This is a genomic window from Citrobacter sp. Cpo103 (assembly GCF_030332605.1).
Classification (GTDB): Bacteria; Pseudomonadota; Gammaproteobacteria; order Enterobacterales; family Enterobacteriaceae; genus Citrobacter; species Citrobacter portucalensis.
In genome coordinates, this window is the sequence record NZ_JAOWHO010000019.1 from 245,404 (window position 1) to 265,094 (window position 19,691).

Consider the following 19,691-nt stretch of genomic DNA (forward strand, 5'->3'; position numbering starts at 1 on the left):
AGTATGCCTCAGCGCATCGGGAAATCGATCATACGAGAAGCTTATGGATAAAGGGGCGACAATACGTCGCCCCACCAGGGTTTTACAGTAAAACGAGGGGCATCCAGACCAGACCGGTAATCACCAGCAGCACGAGGAAAATCAGGCCAAAAATAGCACCGAGTCGCCAGTAATCCACCGTTGGCAAATAGCCGCTGCCGTAGTAGATAGGGCTAGGGCCGGTGGCGTACGGGGTCAGAATGCTGCCCAGACCAATGGCGGCGCCGACCATCAGGCAGAAGACCGGTAGCGGGATTTCCGGCATCGCCAGCGCGGCGGCAATCATCATCGGCGCGAGGGCGGAGGTATAGGCCGTGGCGCTGGCAAAGAAGTAACGCAGCAGATAGAACACCACGATCAGCGCTACCATCACCATCATCGGCGAATAGCCACTCAGCCCGTTTGCCAGCAGCTTGCCGAACCAGGTAATAAAACCGGTGTTATTGAGCCCGGTGGCCAGCGTGATCAGTGAGGCCAGCCAGAAAAAGACGTTCCACGCGGCTTTATTGCTGACGATGTCATCCCAGCTAATGATGCGCAATACCAGCATCAACGCTACCACGCTGTATCCGACCATCGCGGCGTCAATATAGTCACCGCCGAAGATCCACAGCACCAGTGCGCCGACCATCAGCACCAGCATCTTTTTCTCGCGAGCGCAGAGCGGTCCCATCGCTTTTAGCTCCGCATCCGCCCAGCGTGGCACCTGATCGCCGGATTTCAGCACCGGTGGATATAACACGTACGCCAGCCACGGCACGATCAGCACCAGTAAAATGCTCAGCGGCAGCATACCTAAGAACCAGTCCCCCCAGCTCAGCGCGGTGTGGGACGCGCCTTTCATCAGACCGATCAACAGCAGGTTCGGTGCCATTGCCGTTAAGAAAATAGCGCTGGTAACGCAGTCGGCGACAATCCCCATCCACATGATGTACGAGCCAATAGAGCGTGAACTGGCGCTATTGGGTTGTGAGTTATACAGCGGCGGCAGGTTGCGGATAATCGGGTAGATTATTCCGGCCCCACGGGCGGAGTTGGAAGGTGTGACGGGAGCGAGGATAAGTTCGGAGAACATCACCGCATAGCCGAGAAACAGCGTCCTATGCCCCATCTTTTTCACCAGCATCAGCGCGATTCGCCGACCGAGTCCGGTTTTCTCATAGCCAGTACCAAACATAAAGGCCGCGAAGATCAGCCAGATGACCGAGTTTGAAAAGCCAGATACCGCCCACGACAGCGATTTGGCGGTAAATTTAAAACCGTCCTGCGCGAGTTGCTCCGGGCTGAACAGGATCCACGGCGAAAGCACAGCGATGATCGAAATGCCAATCATCGCCACTACCGCACCTGGTACAGGTTCCAGAATAAGCCCGACAATCACACCGGTAAAGACGGCAAAATAGAGCCAGGTGTGGCTCTCAAGACCGGTGGGGACGGGTAGAACAGCAATAATGGCGATGACCACCAGCGGAGCCAGGTATCGCCACCAACCAGCTAAAGGTGCCATTGTTGTATCCCTGCGAAAGGGGAGAGGCGTAGCGCCTCTCCGGGAGGGTTATTTGATGTAATGCACGTGCTCGCAGATTTCATCGACGATAGGGTCGCGACGTTCAGCGAACAGCTTTTTGTTTTCAGCGATCAGGTTATTGCCGTGGGTATCGATGGAAACGATCAGCGGGCCGAACTCTTTTACCCGACACACCCACAGGGACTCCGGCATGCCGAGTTCCGTCCAGTGCACCTCTTCGATCTCCTCAACCTGGGTTGCCGCCACGACTGCGCAGCCTGCCGGGAAGATGACGTGCAGCGCTTTAAACTGCTTGCAGCCTTCTTCTGTCAGCGGTCCCATGCCGCCCTTGCCGACCACCAGTTTGACGCCAGTCTGTTCGATAAAGTCTTTCTCAAACGCTTCCATACGCATGCTGGTGGTTGGGCCGACGGAAACCATTTCCCATTTTTCACCGTTCTTACGTACGATCGGGCCCGCGTGGAAAATGGCTTTGCCGTTCAGGTCATAAGGAATCGGGCGCTTCAGTTCGATCAGGCGGCGGTGGCAAACGTCACGGCAGGTCACCAGCGTACCGGTCAGGTAAATGACATCGCCAACGCGAATGTCTGCCAGATCTTCGGCTTTGATCGGGGTTGTGAGGATCTTTTTCATAACGCGCTCCGGGTGTGAGACAGGTTTTCGAAGGAGAGGTCAGCATGAACCAACAGCGTGCCGCGACGGTGGGCCCAGCAGCCGGTAGAGACGGCAACGCCGATAGTCGACGGGTGGCGCGCGGCGGATTCGATATGCACGCCCATCACCGAGCTATTACCGGTCAATCCTTGCGGACCAATGCCCAGACGGTTAAGTCCTTCTTCCAGACGCAGTTCCAGTTCGGCCGCTTTCGGATTCGGATGACGTGAGCCGATAGGGCGCAGCACCGCTTTACGAGAAAGAACGGCGGCGGTTTCTACGGAGGTGGCAATACCTACGCCCACCAGCACTGGCGGACAGGCGTTGACTGCCAGCGTGGAGATATTTTCAAAAACAAATTTCACGACGCCTTCGTAGCCCTCAGAAGGCATTAACACTTTTGAGCGTCCCGGCAGCGTACAGCCGCCGCCTGCCATGTAGACTTCGATTTCCGCGTCATCGTTATCAGGGATGATGTCCCAGGTGACCCACGGCACACCGGTACCGGTATTTTTGCCGGTATTCACTTCGTCAAAAATCTCGACCGCGTTATGGCGCAGCGGCGCTTTTACCGTGGCGTCTTCAACGGCCTGCTTCAGGATGCTTTGCAGTTCGCCGAGGAGTGGAAAACGGGAACCGACCTTCACGAAGAACATAATCTCCCCGGTGTCCTGACAGGCTGGGCGGTTCAGGTCGATAGCTTTCTGCATGTTGTCAAACATGGTGTGGTAGATGATTTTACCCATCGGCGAGGTTTCGCCTTCACGCAGCTGTTTTAATTTATCCACGACGTCATCGGGCATGCGGGTAGAAATCATGGCGGTAAAATCAGCGACAATGTTCGTCAGCGTATTTATCGCATTTTGGTTATTTTGATTGCTCATCTTGTTAACTCCAGTTCTTTTATTTATCTGGAAATAAATTCTCCGCCACAAACTACCACTAAAAATGTGGATTAATATTATTTGCCACTGTGAATATCCAATTAACAGTTCGTGAATGATGTCCGGATAAGGCAATAAAAATTGCGCAAAGGCAGGGTTTAAGACGCATGAGAGAATTACACTGCGGTGAACAACATTACGGATAGACCGATCATGCTGAACACGTATCCCCTGGCGAAAGACCTGCAGGTGTTGGTTGAAATTGTGCATAGCGGCAGCTTCAGCGCCGCAGCCGCGACGCTGGGACAAACGCCGGCGTTTGTGACAAAACGCATTCAGATCCTAGAGTCCACGCTGGGAACGACGCTGCTAAGCCGCTCAGCGCGTGGCGTAGCGCTCACGGAGAGTGGTCAACGTTGCTATGAACATGCGCAGGCGATCCTCGCGAGTTATCAGCATCTGGTCGATGACGTCACGCAACTCAAAACGCGCCCGGCAGGGATGATTCGTATTGGCTGTAGTTTTGGCTTTGGGCGCAGTTATATTGCACCGGCAATTACCGAATTGATGCATAGCTACCCTGAATTACAGGTGCATTTTGAGCTTTACGATCGGCAAATTGATTTGGCACAGGATAATATAGATTTGGATATTCGTATTAATGATGAGATTCCGGATTATTATATTGCGCATTTGTTAACGAAAAACAAAAGAATATTGTGTGCGGCCCCACCGTATTTACAAAAATACGGTGAGCCGACGACGTTACAGGAATTAAGTCGTCATGATTGTCTGGTCACTAAAGAACGAGATATGACTCACGGGGTGTGGGAACTGGACAATGGTCAGGAGAAAAAGTCGGTCAAGGTGGCGGGACATCTTTCCTCTAACAGCGGTGAGATTGTGTTGCAGTGGGCGCTACAGGGAAAAGGGATTATGTTGCGTTCCGAATGGGATGTGCAGCCTTTTCTGGCCAGCGGTGAACTGGTGCGTGTGCTGCCGGACTATGCGCAGAGCGCTAATATCTGGGCGGTTTATCAGGAGCCTCTGTATCGCAGCGTGAAGCTGCGCGTGTGCGTGGAATTTCTGGCGATGTGGTGTCAGAACCGATTAGGCAAGCCAGTGGAGGGGTATCACATCCCCCACGCCGGATAAGACGCCGTTGCGTCGCTATCCGACAATAAAATCACTCGGGGTCTCGTTCGCGTTTTTTCTTCAGCTTGGTCCAGATCTTCGGCTCCTGACGACGCCACAGACGCTGAATGTTGTCATGGTGACGAAGCAGAATTAAGCACGACAGCATGGACACCGGAAAAGTGAACTGGGGATTGAACCACCAGACGTAAAAAGGGGCGATTAGCGCGCTGACGATAGCGCCTAACGACGAGTAGCCGCTTAATAAGACGGTCAGCAGCCAGGTCCCGGCCATCACGCCGGTTAAGTCCCAACCAATCGGCGCAATCGCGCCAAAAGCGGTGGCAACGCCTTTCCCACCTTTAAAGCCGAAGAATACCGGCCAAATGTGGCCCAGACAGGCGGCGATTGCGATCAATCCCAGCCAGAAGGGGCTGACGCCTAGCGCATAGGCCCCCCAGACGGGTAACATACCTTTCAGGACGTCGAAAATCAGCACCGCGACGGCGGCTCCCTTGCCACCGATGCGCAGCACGTTTGTCGCGCCCGGATTCCCAGAGCCGCTGTCGCGCGGGTCCGGCAATCCAGCAAGGCGGCATACCAGAATAGCACTGGAAATTGAGCCACAGAGGTACGCGAAGATAATCATTCCAGGCGCGATTGCACTCATAAGCTGTTCCGTTTTGAAAATGTCGTGTAAAACGCTACTTCTGTGGATAATACGCATATTTCGCCGGAAGTGGTATCCGGGTTAGCCAAAAAGCAGGCAGGTCGTGATGGATATTGTATTTATAGAGCAACTTTCTGTAATCACCACTATTGGTGTTTACGACTGGGAACAAACGATCGAACAACGGTTGGTGTTCGATATCGAAATGGCATGGGATAACCGCAAATCGGCTAAAAGCGATGATGTGGCTGATTGCCTGAGCTATGCTGATATTGCTCAAACGGTTGTTAATCATGTGGAAGGTGGGCGCTTTGCGCTGGTAGAACGGGTTGCGGAAGAGGTGGCGGATCTGCTGCTTAGCCGCTTTAATTCTCCCTGGGTACGGATCAAACTCAGTAAACCTGGCGCGGTAGCCCGTGCGGCGAACGTCGGGGTTATCATTGAGCGTGGCAATAATCTGAAAGAAAATAATTAATTTAATAATTTCTAAAACAAACGGGTATAAAAGGGTCCTTTCGTCGGCTCTTTTTTGCCGTGGTTTCTCTATCTAGGGGTTTATTAATGAGTGATATGCACTCGCTGCTGGTAGCGGCAATTTTGGGTGTGGTCGAAGGATTGACGGAATTTTTACCCGTTTCCAGTACCGGCCATATGATTATTGTTGGCCACCTGTTGGGTTTTGAGGGTGACACTGCAAAAACATTCGAAGTGGTTATCCAGTTAGGTTCTATCCTGGCCGTAGTGGTCATGTTCTGGCGACGTCTGTTTGGCCTGATCGGTATTCACTTCGGCAAGGCTCCTCATGAAGGCACTGGCAAAGGTCGACTGACGCTGGGACATATCCTGTTGGGGATGATTCCAGCCGTGGTACTGGGGCTAATCTTCCACGACACTATCAAATCGCTGTTTAACCCGATCAACGTGATGTATGCGCTGGTGGTGGGTGGTGTACTGCTGATTGCCGCAGAATGCCTGAAGCCGAAGGAGCCGCGTGCGCCGGGGCTGGATGATATGACCTATCGCCAGGCGTTTATGATTGGCTGTTTCCAGTGTCTGGCGCTGTGGCCGGGTTTTTCTCGCTCCGGGGCGACGATTTCTGGCGGCATGCTGATGGGCGTGAGTCGTTACGCGGCCTCGGAATTCTCCTTCCTACTGGCTGTGCCGATGATGATGGGCGCGACGGCGCTGGATCTCTACAAGAGCTGGTCTTTCCTCAGCGCATCAGATATCCCGATGTTTGCAGTCGGATTTGTGACGGCGTTTATCGTGGCGCTGGTGGCGATCAAAACCTTCCTGCAACTGATTAAACGCATCTCGTTCATTCCGTTTGCGATTTACCGCTTTATTGTGGCGGCTGCCGTTTACGTCGTGTTCTTCTGATGACTTACCGTGGTGCCGGATGGCGGCGTTCTGCCTTATCCGGCCTACGGGTTATATCCGTGTCGAACCTGTAGGCCGGATAAGCACAGCGCATTCGGCAACGCAGTGTCTACGCTTTCGGGCAACGCTGCTCCTTCCAACTGGCTACCGCCGCGATGCGACGCCGGGTCAGTTCTTCACGAATTGCCTGACCTTTGAATCCAGCTTCAACTACGTCTTTCGTTGGCACCGCCTGCGCAACCTGCCAGGCTTCGCGCAACAGCCTGCCTTGCGGATAATCTGCCGCTTCAAAACCGGTTCGCCCACGCACATCAGCCTCGCTGGTGAGGGCGATTTGCTCCACGCGCTGCGGTTTGCGCCAGGCATCTATGGAATCAAACAGCTTAACGATGGTTTTTGGCTGCAGGATCGGGAAGGTATGAATGAGGTCGTGGAACTCGGAAACCAGTTTGGCTAAATCACGGATGTCATTCGGTACGCGCAGGCGCTGGCACAGTTGTTCGACAAGCTTAACACCCGCCGGACCGTGGCCGTGATGGCGCGGCCACAGCGCTTTAGGCGTCAATGCTTTGCCAAGATCGTGGCACAGCGTAGCAAAACGCACGTCGACTTCCGGACTTAACATGGCTGCCATCGACAGCGTCATCAGCGTATGAATACCGGTGTCGATTTCCGGATGCCACTTCGCGGGGGCAGGAACGCCAAACAAAGCATCTACTTCCGGAAACAGGACGCGCAGTGCGTCGCAGTCGCGCAGGACCTGAAAAAATATCTGTGGGTTACGGGTGGTTAATGCGCCTTCGGTTTCTTTCCACACCCGCTCTGGTGTCAGATGCTCCAGTTCACCAGCGATGGTCATGTCACGCATCAGCGTCATGGTTTCTTCAGCGATACGAAAACCGAGGTGCGCATAGCGGGCAGCAAAACGCGCCACGCGCAGCACGCGCAGCGGATCTTCGCTAAAGGCAGATGAAACATGGCGCAGCAGACGGTTTTCCAGATCGTCGCGTCCGTTATACGGGTCGATAATCTCCCCGTTGTCATCGCGGGCCATTGCGTTGATGGTCAGGTCACGACGCTGAAGATCGGCCTCCAGCGTGACATCTGCGGCGGCATAGCAGGTGAATCCGGTGTACCCCGAGCCTGACTTACGTTCGGTACGCGCCAGCGCATACTCTTCGCGGGTTTGCGGATGCAGAAACACGGGAAAATCGCGGCCTACCTGCTGGTAGCCCGCGTCGAGCATTTCTTGCGGCGTGGCGCCAACAACAACCCAATCTTTATCTTTAATCGGTAGCCCTAATAACGCATCCCGAACAGCACCACCGACCAGATAAATCTTCACGCCACTTTCCTTTTGAAAACTATGATCCCTTAATCATATGTCAGTGTGGCGGAGAAGGCGATTCAGTTCATCCAGCGATCTTTGCGTTTACGGCTTGGGATCATGTGTGGCAGAACCAGGCCGAGCAGCAGACCAAGACCCAACACGCCGCCACCGTACATAAACCACTGCATGATGATGGTGCGCTGTTTGTCATCAAGCTGAAGGTTGGCTGCGCTGACCTTCTTTTGCGCCACGATAAGCTCGTTTTTCAGCTTCTGGTTTTCTTGTTTCAGCCCGTCGATCACGCTGTCGCTTTGCGCTACCTTTTGCTGCATATCGGCGGTGCGCTGGTTCCACGTGGTATCGATATTATTGAGCTTATCGGTCAAGGTCTTAACCTGGTTTTCCAGGTCGGGAACGCGGGTACGCAGGCTCGGCGTACTGTTCAGCTCTTTCAGCGGGATCCAGGCGGTACGTCCGGTGCTGTCTTTCACCTGACCGTAGTTAGTGTTGGCATCAGTCTGTAATAGCGTGACTTCCTCGCCGGCGTTAACCGTACCCACGAGGCGATAATTATCTCCCGGACCGCTGCGGACCCAGGTGTTCAGTTCATCAGAGACATAGCGCTTTTCTTCGGCATGAGAGACTGCAGTGGCGCTAAGTGCGAGTAAAGTTAATCCAATCAGGCGTAATTTTGGCATCAGGCTGTCGTTATTGTCATAGAAAGTGGAACGATAGTAGTGGCATCAGTGTCTCTACGCAAAGCATTCGACATCAATCGGAATCATCTGTGTCCTTTTTGCCACCACTCGAAACTTTTACGCCCGTCAAATTGCTCGTTGCATGGCAATTTGGCGCAAAATACTATCTACTGACCATAAAGAACGAACTTAGTTCGCAGTCAGTTTTCTCAACTGTGACATAACCCATAAGTACAAGACCATGGCCCAGGAAATCGAATTAAAATTTATCGTCAATAGTGACGCTGTAGATGCGCTACGTGAACGTCTGAATACGCTGGGGGGAGAGCATCATGCGCCCAGTCAGTTGCTGAATATCTACTACGAAACACCGGATGCGTGGTTGCGTGGTCACGATATGGGGCTGCGTATTCGCGGTGAAAATGGTCATTACGAAATGACCATGAAAATTGCCGGACGCGTGACGGGCGGACTGCACCAGCGGCCAGAATATAACGTTGCGCTAAACGCGCCTGAGCTGGACCTCACCTTGTTCCCAACGGAAGTCTGGCCTGATGGCGAGCTGCCTGCTGAACTTGCTTCTCAAGTGCAGCCGTTGTTCAGCACCGATTTTTACCGTGAGAAATGGTTGGTTGATGTTGATGGCAGCCGGATTGAAATGGCCCTCGATCTGGGGGAGGTGAAAGCGGGCGAGTTTGCAGAACCTATCTGTGAGCTTGAACTTGAACTGCTAAGCGGCGATACCCGTGCGGTACTGAAGCTGGCAAACCAGCTGGTTTCGCAAACCGGTTTACGCCAGGGTAGCTTGAGCAAAGCAGCGCGCGGTTATCACCTGGCTCAGGGGAATGCGCCGCGAGAACTCAAACCGACACGCATTTTGAAAGTTCCGGCGAAAGCGAGTATTGAGCAGGGGCTGGAAGCGGCGCTGGAGCTGGCACTATCACAGTGGCAGTACCATGAAGAGCTGTGGGTGCGCGGCGTTAAAGGGGCGAAAGCCGAGGTGCTGGCGGCTATGGGCCTGGTGCGTCACATTCTGATGCTTTTTGGCGGTAATGTGCCGCGAAAAGCGAGCGCTCACTTACGTGATTTTTTGACCCAGTCGGAAGCGATCATTTCGTCGGACGTTTCTGCTGTTTCGGCGGTTTACAGCACGCAAACGGCAATGGCCAAGCTGGCGCTGACCGAATGGCTGGTGACCAAAGGATGGCAGCCGTTCCTTGATGCGAAGGCGCAGGGAAAAATTGCCGACTCCTTTAAGCGTTTCTCGGATACCCATCTTTCACGCCATGCCGCTGAGCTTAAGACCGCTTTTGCGCAGCCGCTGGGCGATCAGTACGCCGATCAGCTTCCTCGTTTGACGCGCAACATTGATAGCATGCTGATGCTGGCGGGATACTACGATGAAAATGTCGCATCAGAATGGATCGCCAACTGGCAGGGTTTGCGCCACGCCATTGCGGCCAACCAATATATTGAAATTGAACACTTCCGTAACGAGGCAATTGCACTGGAACCGTTCTGGCTGCACAGCGGAAGACGATAATCAGGGCCGAGGCCGGGATGCCTGATGGCGCTGCGCTTATCAGGCCTACGCGATGTGTGTAACTGTCATGTAGGCCGGATAAGGCGAAAAGACGCATCCGGCACCATTCAAAGGATAACCCATAAATGAAGCAGCTCTCTTCACCGTTACAGCAGTACTGGCCGACCGTTGTTGAGCGGCTGCCAGCAGCAATATCTGAGTCCTTGCTTAGCGTTCAGGCGAAGTCAGTACTTACATTCAGTGATTTTGTCCGTGACAGCATTATTGCCCATCCCGAATGGCTGGTTGAGCTGGAAAGCACCCCACCCCTGGCGGATGAATGGCAACACTATGCCGACTGGTTACAGCAAGCATTGGCTGACGTTAGTGACGAAAACACGCTGATGCGTGAGTTACGCCTGTTTCGCCGTCGCATTATGGTGCGTATCGCCTGGGCACAGACGCTGTCGCTGGTGACCGAAGAGAGTATTTTGCAGCAGCTAAGCCATCTGGCTGAAACGTTGATCGTCGCCGCGCGTGACTGGTTATACGCCGCCTGCTGTCGCGAATGGGGTACGCCCTGTAATCCTGAAGGTGTGGCGCAGCCGCTGCTGATTTTAGGCATGGGGAAACTGGGTGGCGGCGAGCTGAATTTTTCCTCCGATATCGATCTGATTTTTGCCTGGCCAGAACATGGCAGCACACAGGGCGGGCGCCGCGAGCTGGATAACGCCCAGTTCTTTACCCGTATGGGCCAGCGGCTCATCAAGGTATTAGATCAGCCCACAATGGATGGGTTTGTCTATCGGGTGGATATGCGTTTACGCCCGTTTGGCGACAGCGGTCCGTTGGTACTGAGCTTCTCTGCGCTGGAGGATTATTACCAGGAGCAAGGGCGCGACTGGGAACGCTATGCGATGGTCAAAGCCCGCATTATGGGCGATGCCGACGGCACTTACGTCAGCGAGCTTCGTGCCATGCTGCGGCCTTTTGTTTTCCGTCGCTATATTGATTTCAGCGTGATCCAGTCGTTGCGTAACATGAAAGGGATGATTGCGCGTGAAGTGCGCCGCCGTGGTCTGAAAGACAACATCAAGCTGGGGGCGGGCGGTATTCGCGAAATTGAATTTATCGTGCAGGTATTCCAGCTTATTCGCGGTGGGCGCGAGCCGTCGCTGCAATCCCGCTCGCTGTTACCGACGCTTAGCGCCATCAATGCGCTGCACCTGCTGTCTGATACCGATACGGAACAACTGCGAGCAGCCTATCTCTATTTACGCCGCCTGGAAAACCTGCTGCAAAGCATCAATGATGAACAGACCCAAACGCTGCCAGGCGATGAGCTGAATCGCGCGCGGCTGGCGTGGGGGATGAACGTTGATGACTGGCAGCAATTAACTGATGTGCTGGCCAATCATATGGACAACGTACGCCGGGTATTTAACGAGCTGATTGGCGATGACGAGGCCGAAACTCAGGAAGAGTCGCTCTCAGAACAGTGGCGCGAACTGTGGCAGGATGCATTACAGGAAGATGACACCACGCCGGTGCTGACGCATCTGGCGGATGACGATCGTCGGCGCGTGCTGTCTCTGATAGCCGATTTCCGCAAAGAGCTGGATAAACGCACTATTGGCCCACGCGGACGCCAGGTGCTGGACCATTTAATGCCGCATCTGCTGAGCGATGTCTGTACGCGTGACGACGCCTCAGTCCCGCTGTCGCGCATTACCCCTCTGCTGGTGGGGATTGTTACCCGTACGACCTATCTGGAACTACTAAGCGAATTCCCCGGGGCGCTGAAGCATCTGATATCGCTCTGTGCGGCCTCGCCGATGGTCGCCAGCCAGCTGGCGCGGTATCCGCTGTTGCTCGATGAACTGCTGGATCCGAACACCCTGTATCAACCCACCGCGACGGACGCCTACCGTGATGAGCTGCGCCAGTATTTGCTGCGCGTGCCTGAAGATGATGAAGAGCAGCAACTGGAGGCTCTGCGCCAGTTTAAGCAAACGCAGCTACTGCGTATTGCCGCGGCTGATATCGCCGGTACACTGCCGGTGATGAAGGTGAGCGACCATTTAACCTGGCTGGCGGAAGCTATTATTGATGCGGTAGTCCAGCAGGCGTGGACGCAGATGGTCGCGCGCTACGGTCAACCCACTCATCTTAGCGAACGCGAGGGGCGTGGTTTTGCCGTCGTCGGTTATGGCAAGCTGGGCGGCTGGGAACTGGGGTACAGCTCGGATCTCGATTTGATCTTCCTGCATGACTGTCCGATGGACGTGATGACGGACGGTGAGCGTGAGATTGACGGGCGACAGTTCTATCTGCGTCTGGCGCAGCGCATTATGCACCTCTTTAGTACCCGTACTTCGTCCGGTATTTTATACGAAGTGGATGCGCGTTTGCGTCCGTCAGGGGCTGCGGGGATGCTGGTGACATCAGCTGACGCTTTCGCCGATTATCAGCGTAACGAAGCCTGGACATGGGAGCATCAGGCGCTGGTGCGTGCTCGCGTAGTGTACGGCGACCCGCAGTTGACCTCTCAGTTTGATGCGATTCGTCGCGATATCATGACCCTCGTCCGTGATGGGAAAACCTTGCAGACCGAGGTGCGCGAAATGCGTGAGAAAATGCGTGCCCATTTGGGTAATAAGCATCGCGATCGTTTTGATATCAAAGCGGATGAAGGCGGCATCACAGATATTGAGTTTATTACGCAGTATCTGGTGCTGCGCTATGCGCATGAAAAACCGAAGCTGACGCGCTGGTCGGATAACGTGCGCATTCTGGAATTACTGGCGCAAAACGACATTATGGACGAGCAGGAAGCGCTGGCGCTTACCCGTGCTTATACGACGTTGCGTGATGAACTTCACCATCTTGCATTGCAGGAACTTCCGGGCCATGTGGCGCCGGAGCACTTCGACGCTGAACGTACACTGGTGCGTGACAGCTGGCAGAAGTGGCTGGGTGCCGAGTGAAGTGTGCTATTATCGCGCGCAAATTTTAAGACACTCAGAGAATCTCTCAGGAGACAGGAATGAAAGTAACTCTGCCAGAGTTTGAACGTGCAGGAGTCATGGTTGTCGGTGATGTGATGCTGGATCGCTACTGGTACGGTCCTACCAGCCGTATTTCACCTGAAGCGCCTGTTCCGGTGGTAAAAGTGGATACCATCGAAGAACGTCCCGGTGGCGCAGCAAACGTGGCGATGAACATTGCCTCTCTGGGAGCGAATTCGCGCCTGGTGGGCCTGACCGGTATTGACGACGCGGCGCGTGCGCTGAGCAAAACGCTGACGGATGTAAACGTAAAATGCGATTTCGTATCCGTGCCGACCCATCCGACGATCACCAAACTGCGCGTGCTTTCCCGCAATCAGCAGCTGATTCGCCTGGATTTCGAAGAAGGTTTTGAAGGTGTGGATCCGCAGCCGCTGCACGAGCGTATTAACCAGGCGCTGGGTTCTATCGGTGCTCTGGTGCTCTCCGACTACGCCAAAGGCGCGTTGGCAAGCGTGCAGCAGATGATTGCTCTGGCGCGTAAGGCTGGGGTGCCGGTGCTTATCGATCCGAAAGGAACCGATTTTGAACGCTACCGTGGCGCAACGCTGCTGACGCCGAACCTGTCTGAGTTTGAAGCGGTGGCGGGCAAGTGCAAAAGCGAAGATGAACTGGTTGAACGCGGCATGAAAGTGATTGCTGATTTCGACCTTTCCGCACTGCTGATCACGCGATCCGAGCAGGGGATGACGTTACTGCAACCGGGCAAATCGCCGCTGCATATGCCGACGCAGGCGCAGGAAGTGTATGACGTGACCGGTGCAGGCGATACGGTTATTGGCGTGCTGGCGGCGACGCTGGCGGCGGGTAACTCACTGGAAGAGGCGTGCTATTTTGCTAACGCCGCAGCCGGTGTTGTCGTTGGTAAGCTGGGGACCTCTACCGTTTCACCGATCGAGCTGGAAAACGCCGTGCGCGGTCGGGCTGATACTGGCTTTGGCGTGATGAGCGAATCGGAGCTGAAACAGGCCGTTGCCAGCGCCCGCAAGCGCGGCGAGAAAGTGGTAATGACCAACGGTGTGTTCGACATCCTGCATGCGGGCCATGTTTCCTATCTGGCGAATGCGCGCAAGCTGGGCGATCGCCTGATCGTGGCGGTCAACAGCGATGCTTCGACCAAACGTCTGAAAGGTGAAACGCGTCCGGTCAACCCGCTGGAACAGCGTATGATCGTACTGGGCGCGCTGGAATCTGTCGACTGGGTGGTCTCTTTTGAAGAAGATACGCCGCAGCGTCTGATTGCTGGCATTCTGCCGGATCTGCTGGTCAAAGGCGGCGACTATAAGCCGGAGCAGATTGCGGGCAGTGAAGAGGTGTGGGCGAACGGCGGTGAAGTGCTGGTGCTGAACTTCGAAGATGGCTGCTCCACGACTAATATCATCAAGAAGATCCAGAAAGACAGCGATAAGTGAACCCTGACCTGATAGCCGGATAAGCGAAGTTCCTTCAGGCTTACAGGATGTACCGATTACAGGCCGGATAAGACGTTTGCGCGTCACAATCCGGCTTTTTTTCGCTTTATTCTTCAGCCGCTGCGCCTCTTTCCCTGATATACCCGCCATACTTCAAGCCTTCTTAGATTTCATAGGAAACTGTGAACCCGCGCAGTAGTTTTGCGCACAATATGTACAGAATAACTTCGTATCCAGGGAAATACTGAAATTAGAAAAAGCATATGGCCTTAGCAGATATTCAATAACTGGAGGGTATGCTCATGAACAGCAATATGTATTCACTAAACAATTTCGATTTCCTGGCCCGTAGTTTTGCCAGGATGCAGGCTGAGGGCCATCCCATTGATATCCAGGCGATAACCGGGAATATGGATGAAGAACATCGTAGCTGGTTTTGCAAACGCTATGCGCTGTACTGCCAGCAGGCGACGGAAGCCAGGAAGCTAGAACTGGAACACTAACAGAAAAACGGGCCTTGCGGCCCGTTGTCGTTTTTACTCTTGCGGATCGACTGACGGGATCGCGGGGGCAGGTTTAATTTCTGCCGTTTTATCACGTGATTCAAGCTCAGTCAGACGTTGCTCAAGCATCGCCAGCTTTTCGCGCGTGCGCAATAAAACCTGAGTCTGTACATCGAATTCTTCGCGGCTTACCAGATCCAGACGGGTCAGCTGTGACTGCAGCGTTTGACGAATTTTCTTCTCGACGTCTTCGCCAAACTCGCGGATCCCTTTCGGCATCGACTCGTGAACCTGACGAGCAATCTGCTCAATTTTTTTCGGGTCAATCATTGTGGTTTCCCTGAACTGGTACGTGTTGCTGCCTATTGTAGTGCGAACTGGCACAGGCATAAACCAGAATTGTGTGAAGCTAAGACGAGTAAAGGCGTTGATGAAGGTAATCAATAGCGTTATAGTTAACCCGCTTATTCTCAGGGCGGGGCGAAATTCCCCACCGGCGGTAAATCAACTGATGTTGAAAGCCCGCGAGCGCTTTTTGTTACGGCAAAAAGGTCAGCAGATCCGGTGTAATTCCGGGGCCGACGGTTAGAGTCCGGATGGGAGAGAGTAACGATCCAGTCGGGCATGGACCCGCTCACGTTATTTTTTTGCCGCTTAGACGGTACTCCTAAGACTGCCCTGATTCTGGTAACCATAATTTTAGTGAGGTTTTTTTACCATGAATCAGACGCTACTTTCCTCTTTTGGTACGCCTTTCGAACGTGTTGAACATGCGCTGTCTGCGCTGCGTGAAGGACGCGGTGTAATGGTGCTTGACGACGAAGACCGTGAAAACGAAGGCGATATGATTTTCCCGGCAGAAACCATGACTGTTGAACAGATGGCGCTGACCATCCGTCACGGTAGCGGTATTGTATGCCTGTGCATCACTGAAGACCGACGCAAACAGCTCGATCTGCCAATGATGGTGGAAAACAACACCAGCGCTTACGGTACCGGTTTTACCGTGACCATTGAAGCCGCAGAAGGCGTGACCACCGGCGTTTCCGCTGCAGACCGTGTTACTACGGTACGTGCGGCAATTAAGGATGGCGCTAAACCTTCCGATCTTAACCGTCCGGGGCACGTTTTCCCGCTGCGTGCTCAGGCAGGTGGCGTGTTGACCCGCGGTGGTCATACTGAAGCAACCATCGACCTGATGACGCTGGCAGGGTTTAAACCGGCGGGTGTGCTGTGCGAACTGACCAATGACGATGGCACCATGGCGCGTGCGCCAGAATGCATCGAATTTGCCGGTAAGCATAATATGGCTGTGGTTACTATCGAAGACCTGGTGGCTTACCGTCAGGCGCATGAGCGCAAAGCCAGCTAATTGCTGACTACCGCGACAACCGTGGTGGGGATAAAAAAACCGAAGTCAGTTTTCTGGCTTCGGTTTTTTGTTATTGCGGCCTGGCTATTTTTTTCTGGCCAGTTTAAGTGCCCAGGCTCCGCTCATTACCAGCAACAGCACTAAACACAAACCAAAGGCGAGCAGGCAGGCCTGCGCCATATTCATAAAATGCCATGGCGGGAGCAGATACCAGCCTTCGGACTGCTGGTACAGATCGACAAACCACTTTTGCGTACTGCTGAGCGCTACGCCATCGGGAACGACAGGTGCGTCATAGCCGCAATCTCCAGTGGGCTTAAACCATTCTGGAGCCCAGTTTGCCAGCGGCAAATTGAAAGGGAATGTCGGATCGGTGGAACATCCCTGTACACCAAAGAGTGAATCCGGGTCCGGGTTATGTACTGCATAATGGATGCCATTAAGTTTGATTGAAAACTTAATTCCCATAATGCTGCCATAAAATGCCGCAATGCAGCCGACCAGTTTTAGGATGAGGTTTTTAGGGTTTATTGCCGCGATCAGCCCACCGAAAACCATCACAAACATGGCAAAGCGGATGTATACACATTGCTCGCAAGGGGCCATGTAGAGATAGATTTGGAAGAACGAGTGCGCCAGAATAATTAACCCACCCATGGCACAAGCCATTAGCAACCACAAAAAGCGTCGCTCCTGCCATCTCACCAGGGTATCAACCGGTGCGGTACATAAGTCTCGCCACAATCCTTTGATAAAATCCATAGCCGGTTCCCTGTTTATTTTGTCGCCAGCTCTCTGACAAGCTCAGCCATGGAATCAATCGATTTGATGCTTTTGGTGTAGATCAGGTACTTACCATTGACGACGTAAGCCGGAACCCCCTGGATTTTGGCAACATCATAGGCCGCTTTCCATTTTTCCAAGGTCTCCTGAACTACGGGTTCTTTTAAGGCGTTCTCGAAGTCTGCTTGACTCATACCCGCAGCATCCAGCCCTGTTTTGATGAATGAAGCGGGATCTTTACCGTCAGACCAGCGTTCCTTCTTGTCGTGGTAGGCAGTGTAGTAAGCAAACTTGGCTTTTTTGAACTGTGATTTGGCGTCAAACAATGAGACCCCTGCGGCCTGATCCTTCGCAATCATTACTGCAAATACTTCACTGGCCTGTTTACCGTATTCTCCTTTGGTCCCAAGATGAAAAGGTGTGAAGGCGACGAGATCGGCAACTTTTTCTGACACCGGGCCGGTCACGGCTTTATCATATTTGTAGCAGAATGGGCAGGCATAGCTGAATACTTTGATCAACGTTTTATCAGCATTGGGAATCGGTTTCTCCAGCACCATATAGTCAGTACCTTCAGTAAAAGCCGATGCTGCAAATGGTGTTACCAGCGCCGCCGTTAATACCACGCTTTTAAATAATGAAGTAATCCATTTAGATGACATAATTAATCCTTAATCTAACGATACTATTTAAACATTTGTTGTGGGCGAACCAGTAATGCGCGGTAGTGCGTTTGGTTTGGTTTATCGGAAAGGACATCAATTTCGACTTTGACTTCTTTTGTTTTGTAGTCAATTTCGTTGATTTTGCCGGTGGTTGGCTGTCCAACGTCAAATAAATTAATAGAACCACCAAATCCAAACATGGTGTCGCGGTCTTTTTGATATTCAATTACCGACGTGATAGGACTGTAGAAATCATAACTGCGCTCTTTCCCGTACTCCCAAATTTGCTGAACGGTTCCTTTTTTCTCGTCAATTTTATATTCGACGAACCGGGAATATTTCATTGTTGGTAGCGCCGGTTGTTCGAGTCCACGCCCATCGCCATTGTCAAAGATGGTTAGCGTTCCTTTGCTGGAGAGCCAGGCGGTGTGTTGGGTGTAGGTAAAATCGAAATCAGTATTCTCGCACTTACCGTTTTCATCACACTTCAGCGCATTGCCCTTATCATCAACCGGTTTTAACAATTTGCTTGCCAGCGACTTATTCCAGCCTTTAGACGGTGCCAGAATCCATTTCACCTGTTTATCGCGACCGATTTTGACGACACCCTGATGGCGGGAAGAAAGAATGATGGAGTCATCTTTAGCGTCATAGGCAATGGAGTTGACGTGAGCCCAGTTACGGCCCGCACCAACGCCGAGGGCGTCACCATAGGGGGTATCTGGCTCCAGTTTCGCCTGTTGGCCTGCGTGAGCGAGATCCACGTTGACGCATACCGCGCCTGCGTCCAGCGCACCCAGCAGCGCGTCACGCATCGGGTCGAGAATTTTGGTTAGATCCCACACGTCAACAACACGTCCAGATTTATCGACTTCAATAATCTGGTCGCGGATGGTATGCACGTGAAGACCATCCTCTTTGCGATAGTCGCGTTTACCTACGCGCAGCAATACAGTGTTATTGACCGTTTCGATCGATTCATGTGATGCATCCATGAATCCGCGCGGTAGTTTATGGTCGGCCAGAATCTGGCCCAGCATATCGAATTCATACCAGTGCTGGCCTTGTACGGCGGTGAATGTGCCGCGCGGTGTCTCACGAATACCCATCAGGTAGCCGCGCTTGTTGATATCCATGTCGTGGCCGTCATAGAAGGTGTCCTGATCCAGCCACCACCGATATTCGCCTTCCGTATCGACGACAAAGGTAAAGGGTGCGATATCAAAAGGGAGTGCGCCGCCAGCCGGACCCGCATCCAGGATGCCGGCATTTTTATCTTTTTCACCATGCCAGTGGAATTCTGCACCCTGCGGGGTAAAGGTATGGGTATTCACCAGATAAAGGCGATCTTCAAAACCCGGTGCTACTTTAATCACTTTTGTTTGCTGTAAATCAGATATAGAGCGGTTATCCATATAGTGATTAACGATGGCGGATGTTTGAACCACGTAATCATCTTTCATGGTTTTGCCATTTTCTTTATATTCAACGGTTACCTTATTTGCGAACTTTTGATAAAGGCCAAAAATAGGAATGCCATCGTACGTGGCGAGCGACTCTTTGCCGACGGTATAAGTCACCGGAACGCCTTTTTCACCTTTACCATGGACGGTAACTTTAACATCTGAAATAACGTGGCTATCTAATTCAACCAGCGCAGTAAGCGGGGCATTTCCATAAGGGTCAACTACTATTGCGCCCAATTTTCCTGCAGGCTGGGCCGGTTGAAAACCAGCGGCAAGAGAGTTTCCTGCTGCCAATCCAAATGTCAGTGCCAGAGTCCCAGCCAGAAGTGTTTTTCGGTATTGTGTAAACATGGATATATCTCCTTATATTACCTATAAATATAATTTTGCTGAATATATTATGTTTTTACTATTTTGATAAAATAAAATGGTATTACTAATGCTACATTTCACAATGTATTAATTAATGTTGATGAAATGTATTATTCTGCAGGAGCTAATTTTTATTATTTTCTGGATAGTATGAGTGCGATATTTTAAGAACAATATTTATTATTGCGTAGTGTGATCTTGTCGACATTGT

18 protein-coding genes and 1 riboswitch are annotated in these 19,691 nt (G+C 52.7%); of the genes, 8 read left to right on the plus strand and 10 right to left on the minus strand.

Features of this window, described 5'->3' with window-relative positions:
• Positions 1-82: 82 nt before the first annotated feature.
• Genes OGX89_RS02280 through ttdA form a run of 3 tightly spaced genes read right to left on the minus strand, consistent with a single transcriptional unit; the run spans position 83 to position 3,105 of the window.
• Entirely contained in the window at positions 83-1,546 is a 1,464-nt protein-coding gene (locus OGX89_RS02280) for an anion permease (RefSeq protein WP_126957659.1), read from the minus strand.
• A gap of 48 nt (positions 1,547-1,594) precedes the next feature.
• Positions 1,595-2,200: a L(+)-tartrate dehydratase subunit beta gene (ttdB, locus tag OGX89_RS02285; protein ID WP_003828447.1), complete on the minus strand. Its 606-nt coding sequence runs from the start codon at positions 2,198-2,200 to the stop codon at positions 1,595-1,597.
• Entirely contained in the window at positions 2,197-3,105 is a 909-nt protein-coding gene (gene ttdA / locus OGX89_RS02290) for a L(+)-tartrate dehydratase subunit alpha (RefSeq protein WP_003828445.1), read from the minus strand. The genes ttdB and ttdA overlap by 4 nt, the downstream gene beginning before the upstream one ends.
• Positions 3,106-3,318: 213 nt before the next feature.
• Here ttdA and ttdR point away from each other — a divergent pair, with 213 nt between their 5' ends.
• Positions 3,319-4,260 (plus strand): L-tartrate utilization transcriptional activator TtdR, encoded by a 942-nt coding sequence (gene ttdR, locus OGX89_RS02295; RefSeq protein ID WP_063941836.1) that lies wholly within the window; start codon positions 3,319-3,321, stop codon positions 4,258-4,260.
• Positions 4,261-4,291: 31 nt separating this feature from the next.
• On the opposite strand, the gene plsY is transcribed toward ttdR, so the two are convergent.
• Positions 4,292-4,909: a glycerol-3-phosphate 1-O-acyltransferase PlsY gene (gene plsY, locus OGX89_RS02300; protein WP_003828443.1), complete on the minus strand. Its 618-nt coding sequence runs from the start codon at positions 4,907-4,909 to the stop codon at positions 4,292-4,294.
• A 106-nt stretch (positions 4,910-5,015) separates the two neighbouring features.
• Here plsY and folB point away from each other — a divergent pair, with 106 nt between their 5' ends.
• Positions 5,016-5,384: a bifunctional dihydroneopterin aldolase/7,8-dihydroneopterin epimerase gene (gene folB, locus OGX89_RS02305; RefSeq protein WP_003024659.1), complete on the plus strand. Its 369-nt coding sequence runs from the start codon at positions 5,016-5,018 to the stop codon at positions 5,382-5,384.
• Positions 5,385-5,470: 86 nt separating this feature from the next.
• The gene (gene bacA, locus OGX89_RS02310) at positions 5,471-6,289 is read left to right on the plus strand and encodes an undecaprenyl-diphosphate phosphatase (protein WP_003828439.1); all 819 of its coding nucleotides are present in this window, start codon (positions 5,471-5,473) and stop codon (positions 6,287-6,289) included.
• 109 nt (positions 6,290-6,398) lie between these two features.
• Here bacA and OGX89_RS02315 read toward each other — a convergent pair whose 3' ends face one another.
• Positions 6,399-7,634, minus strand: a complete 1,236-nt coding sequence (locus OGX89_RS02315) for a multifunctional CCA addition/repair protein (protein ID WP_126957663.1) — start codon at positions 7,632-7,634, stop codon at positions 6,399-6,401.
• Between the two features lie 62 nt (positions 7,635-7,696).
• Positions 7,697-8,317 (minus strand): TIGR04211 family SH3 domain-containing protein, encoded by a 621-nt coding sequence (locus OGX89_RS02320; protein ID WP_003828434.1) that lies wholly within the window; start codon positions 8,315-8,317, stop codon positions 7,697-7,699.
• A gap of 241 nt (positions 8,318-8,558) precedes the next feature.
• Here OGX89_RS02320 and OGX89_RS02325 point away from each other — a divergent pair, with 241 nt between their 5' ends.
• From OGX89_RS02325 to glgS, 4 genes are all read left to right on the plus strand, one after another.
• The gene (locus tag OGX89_RS02325; RefSeq protein WP_126957665.1) at positions 8,559-9,860 is read left to right on the plus strand and encodes a CYTH domain-containing protein; all 1,302 of its coding nucleotides are present in this window, start codon (positions 8,559-8,561) and stop codon (positions 9,858-9,860) included.
• Between the two features lie 125 nt (positions 9,861-9,985).
• Entirely contained in the window at positions 9,986-12,826 is a 2,841-nt protein-coding gene (gene glnE / locus OGX89_RS02330; protein WP_126957667.1) for a bifunctional [glutamate--ammonia ligase]-adenylyl-L-tyrosine phosphorylase/[glutamate--ammonia-ligase] adenylyltransferase, read from the plus strand.
• Between the two features lie 59 nt (positions 12,827-12,885).
• Positions 12,886-14,319, plus strand: a complete 1,434-nt coding sequence (gene hldE, locus OGX89_RS02335) for a bifunctional D-glycero-beta-D-manno-heptose-7-phosphate kinase/D-glycero-beta-D-manno-heptose 1-phosphate adenylyltransferase HldE (RefSeq protein WP_003828429.1) — start codon at positions 12,886-12,888, stop codon at positions 14,317-14,319.
• Positions 14,320-14,615: 296 nt separating this feature from the next.
• The gene (gene glgS, locus OGX89_RS02340) at positions 14,616-14,822 is read left to right on the plus strand and encodes a cell surface composition regulator GlgS (protein WP_008785836.1); all 207 of its coding nucleotides are present in this window, start codon (positions 14,616-14,618) and stop codon (positions 14,820-14,822) included.
• Positions 14,823-14,855: 33 nt separating this feature from the next.
• Here the strand turns inward: glgS and ubiK are convergent, their stop codons facing one another.
• The gene (gene ubiK, locus OGX89_RS02345) at positions 14,856-15,152 is read right to left on the minus strand and encodes a ubiquinone biosynthesis accessory factor UbiK (RefSeq protein ID WP_003828426.1); all 297 of its coding nucleotides are present in this window, start codon (positions 15,150-15,152) and stop codon (positions 14,856-14,858) included.
• Positions 15,153-15,284: 132 nt separating this feature from the next.
• A riboswitch (FMN riboswitch) is annotated at positions 15,285-15,434 on the plus strand.
• 106 nt (positions 15,435-15,540) lie between these two features.
• Between ubiK and ribB the strand changes: the two genes are divergently transcribed.
• Positions 15,541-16,194, plus strand: a complete 654-nt coding sequence (ribB, locus tag OGX89_RS02350; RefSeq protein ID WP_003828424.1) for a 3,4-dihydroxy-2-butanone-4-phosphate synthase — start codon at positions 15,541-15,543, stop codon at positions 16,192-16,194.
• A gap of 84 nt (positions 16,195-16,278) precedes the next feature.
• On the opposite strand, the gene dsbI is transcribed toward ribB, so the two are convergent.
• The 3 genes from dsbI to assT are packed head-to-tail and all read right to left on the minus strand — an operon-like array spanning position 16,279 to position 19,459.
• The gene (gene dsbI, locus OGX89_RS02355; protein WP_003828423.1) at positions 16,279-16,956 is read right to left on the minus strand and encodes a protein-disulfide oxidoreductase DsbI; all 678 of its coding nucleotides are present in this window, start codon (positions 16,954-16,956) and stop codon (positions 16,279-16,281) included.
• A gap of 14 nt (positions 16,957-16,970) precedes the next feature.
• Positions 16,971-17,639, minus strand: coding sequence for a thiol:disulfide interchange protein DsbA/DsbL (locus tag OGX89_RS02360; RefSeq protein WP_126957669.1), 669 nt, complete (start codon positions 17,637-17,639; stop codon positions 16,971-16,973).
• Between the two features lie 23 nt (positions 17,640-17,662).
• On the minus strand, positions 17,663-19,459 hold the full coding sequence (gene assT / locus OGX89_RS02365) for an arylsulfate sulfotransferase AssT (RefSeq protein ID WP_126957671.1): 1,797 nt from the start codon (positions 19,457-19,459) through the stop codon (positions 17,663-17,665).
• Positions 19,460-19,691: the final 232 nt, after the last annotated feature.